This window comes from Bacteroidia bacterium (assembly GCA_026932145.1).
GTDB lineage: Bacteria > Bacteroidota > Bacteroidia > J057 > JAIXKT01 > JAIXKT01.
Map to the genome: position 1 here is coordinate 1,416 of JAIXKT010000043.1, position 3,603 is coordinate 5,018.

Here is a 3,603-nt window from a genome sequence, read left to right on the forward strand (position 1 = left end):
AGGTCTTTTATAAACATCCAATACATTTTCCATATGTGCTACAAACTCACTACTTTTTTCCGGTGGAATTACCCAACCTTTTACTTTCCAAGGCTTAAGTTCATTTTTTTTAAAACATTCCCAACCGAAACATAAGATATGCTGTCCACGTAATTCAGCTCTACCATCTTATCTGCTAACAATCGCAAAGACCATTTTGCAAATCCTTTGGGTGGCTCGCTACAGCATAGTGCAACCAATTTAGCTTCCACCTCGCCGTCTATCTTTATTTCATATTTTCGGCTTGTCTGTCTGCGTTCCAGCACTTGCTCGAAACCCTCTTCAATAAATTTTTTCTTAACTCTGTCTATGGTTCGCATCCCTACTTTCAGTACTTTACTAATCTGTTCATTGGTTACTTTGTCAGAATATTCGCCTTCATCGCAGTTTAACAGAATATAAGCAGTACGGAATGTTTGTGAAGTATGGCTTCCTTTATTAATGATTGCCTGAAGTTCCTCTACTTCTTCCTTTGTCAATTTAATCGTGTATCGTATCATTGTTTTTTTGTAAAGATACGAAATATATGCGTCATAACATATCTAACCTAACACTAAGTAACCGCTTAAAAAGCAACGTTATTCTTCCCAAACTAAATCTTAATTTTCAAACATCATTATCCGATAAAATTTTATTATCCCCCACTTATTGTTGCTATAAAATGTAGCCATTTTTGCCAACGATAGGCTTCTCTCTAAAAAACTCATTTGTTTTTACAATGAGAAGTTTGCGCATAACACCTAATTTTGGCGTACCTTTGCGGTTATATTTTAAAGATGAGTACCAAAGCTAAGGTTAGAGCGTTTACGGCTCCAGATTATTATTTGTTAGATGAATGGCTTACGGACGAGCAGAAGCTAATACGTGATTCTGTACGTGCTTGGGTAGAAGCTACTTGTGTTCCTATAATTGAAGATTGCGCCCAAAATTGCCGTTGCCCCGTTGAGTTAATTCCGGAATTTGGGAAAAATAGCATTTTTGGTCCCTTTATTCCGCAGGAATATGGTGGTCCCGGATTAGACTACATCACTTATGGGTTAATTATGCAGGAAGTAGAGCGTTGCGATTCCGGCCTTCGGTCTATGGCATCGGTACAAAGCTCTTTGGTAATGTACCCAATTTATCAATACGGGTCAGAAGAGCAACGCAAAAAGTATCTTCCAAAACTTGCTACCGGTGAGTTTATGGGCTGCTTTGGCCTTACAGAGCCGGATTTCGGCTCAAACCCCGCCGGAATGCGCTCCAACATCGTAGATAAAGGAAGCTACTACCTACTTAACGGCAGTAAAATGTGGATTTCCAATGCACCTTTTGCAGATATAGCCGTAGTCTGGGCAAAAAATGAACAAGGAAAAATCAAAGGTCTTATCCTTGAAAGAGGTATGGAGGGATTTTCAACCCCCAAAATTGAAAATAAATGGTCTTTAAGAACATCAGATACCGGTGAGCTTGTCTTTGACAACGTAAAAGTGCCTAAGGAAAATTTACTGCCTAACGCAGAAGGCCTCAAAGGGCCGTTAGGCTGCTTAGATTCCGCCCGCTACGGAATAGCTTGGGGAGCAATCGGCGCTGCTATGGACTGCTACGATACCGCATTGCAATATAGCTTACAACGTATCCAGTTTGATAAACCAATAGCTGCCTTTCAATTAACCCAAAAAAAATTGGCAGAAATGATAACCGAAATCACCAAAGCACAACTATTGGCATTTCGTTTAGGGCAACTACGAAATAGCGGAAACGCAACCTCAGCCCAAATATCTATGGCAAAACGAAATAACGTAGAAATCGCCATCAATATAGCCAGAGAAGCCCGCCAAATTTTAGGCGGAATGGGAATTGTGTCTGACTATTCAATCATGCGCCACATGGCTAACCTCGAATCCGTTATTACCTATGAAGGTACACACGATATTCACCTACTTATTACGGGTCATGATATTACCAAAGTAAGCGCATTCCGTTGATTTCCATAGACTTTCACTGTTTAGCTATAATTTTGAAGTACCTTGGCAGAGTCATTCAATAGTTTTAATGTAGCAGATTTACGCGCACCGGACTTACACCGGATTCTATTGCATTCGGTTTCTCCGCGCCCAATAGCGTTTGCTTCTACGGTAGATAAAGACGGAAATGTTAATTTAGCTCCTTTCAGTTTTTTTAATACATTCAGCATAAATCCGCCCCTATTGATTTTTGCTCCAAACCGTAGTGGACGTACCGGAAAAAATAAAGACACCGTAACCAATATTTTAGAAACTTTTGAAGTCGTTATCAACACCGTAAGTTTTGAAATCGTAGAGCAATGTAATTTGGCCAGTACCGAATATCCTAAGGATATTAATGAGTTTGAAAAAGCAGGTTTAACGCCAATACCTTCCATGAAAGTGAAGCCTCCTCGTGTGTTAGAGTCGCCGGTGCAAATAGAATGTCTTGTAAAGCAGGTGATTTCCTTAGGTTCTGTTGGCTCTTCGGGACAGCTCATTCTATGTGAGCCTGTATGGATTCACATAGCAGAACGTTCATTTACAGATGGCGTTTTAGATCCCAATCAGTTAGATTTAGTAGCCAGAATGGGCGGTAATTTTTACTGCCGTGCATCCGGCCAATCCATTTTTGAATTGGCTAAACCGGGTGAAAAACCGGGTATCGGTATTGATGCTTTACCAGATTTCATCAAAAAAAGCCATTTACTGACCGGCAATGAATTAGCAAAACTGGGCGGATTACCATCTTTACCTACCCGTCAAGAATGTGAATTATTTGCACAGCAATATGCTCTAAAACCTGACTTGGAAACCAACTTTAATATGGCTAAACATTTTTTACAGAAAAATCAGCCTTCACTTGCCATAAAAGCTCTGTTGTTTTTGGAACCCTACACTTAATTTTTTCTATGTCTGAAAATCCTTTTCATGAAGTAATTGAAAAACAATACTATAGTATTGCCGAAGTAGCTGAAATGTTTTCAGAAAGCCCTACGGTTTTACGCTTTTGGGAGAAAGAATTTACAGAACTCAGACCCCGAAAAGGAAGTCACGGAAACCGTATGTATAGCCACAAAGATATTGAGTACGTAAAAATAATTCACTACTTAGTCAGGCAGAAAAAATATACGTTATCGGGTGCTCGGGATAAGTTAGCTACCGGGATTTTGGAGATAAACAGAACCTTACTTTTGCGGGAAAAGTTAGAAAAAATCAGAGGTAGTTTATTAGAGATTCGGAATAAGTTGTAGCTTTGCACTTCTTTTGGTTTTTCGGGGTGTAGCGCAGCTTGGTAGCGCACTTCGTTCGGGACGAAGGGGTCGCAGGTTCAAATCCTGCCACTCCGACACGCGAAAAATCGGGGTGTAGCGCAGCCTGGTAGCGCACTTGCTTGGGGTGCAAGAGGTCGTGGGTTCAAATCCCGCCACTCCGACCAAAAAGCCTCAAAACACATAAAATAACTGTCTGTGTTTTGAGGCTTTTTTCTTTTATGATTTTTTCTGCAAAAACAAAAATACTATGCTAATACGATAATGATATTTTAATTAGACCAAAATGTATCTATATTCATATATTT

At 39.9% G+C, this 3,603-nt stretch carries 3 protein-coding genes, 2 tRNA genes and 1 pseudogene; 5 read left to right on the forward strand and 1 reads right to left on the reverse strand.

The window, feature by feature from the left end; genetic code table 11:
- Positions 1-539, reverse strand: a pseudogene (locus LC115_09480) (helix-turn-helix domain-containing protein).
- 276 nt (positions 540-815) lie between these two features.
- On the opposite strand from LC115_09480, the gene LC115_09485 reads away from it, so the two are divergent.
- From LC115_09485 to LC115_09505, 5 genes are all read left to right on the forward strand, one after another.
- A complete protein-coding gene (locus tag LC115_09485) occupies positions 816-2,006 on the forward strand; it encodes an acyl-CoA dehydrogenase family protein (protein MCZ2356897.1) in 1,191 nt (396 codons plus the stop codon).
- A gap of 42 nt (positions 2,007-2,048) precedes the next feature.
- Positions 2,049-2,927, forward strand: coding sequence for a flavin reductase family protein (locus tag LC115_09490; GenBank protein MCZ2356898.1), 879 nt, complete (start codon positions 2,049-2,051; stop codon positions 2,925-2,927).
- Between the two features lie 8 nt (positions 2,928-2,935).
- A complete protein-coding gene (locus tag LC115_09495) occupies positions 2,936-3,277 on the forward strand; it encodes a MerR family transcriptional regulator (protein MCZ2356899.1) in 342 nt (113 codons plus the stop codon).
- Positions 3,278-3,299: 22 nt separating this feature from the next.
- Positions 3,300-3,373: transfer RNA gene (locus tag LC115_09500), tRNA-Pro, on the forward strand.
- 12 nt (positions 3,374-3,385) lie between these two features.
- Positions 3,386-3,462: transfer RNA gene (locus tag LC115_09505), tRNA-Pro, on the forward strand.
- The last annotated feature ends 141 nt before the right edge of the window (positions 3,463-3,603 follow it).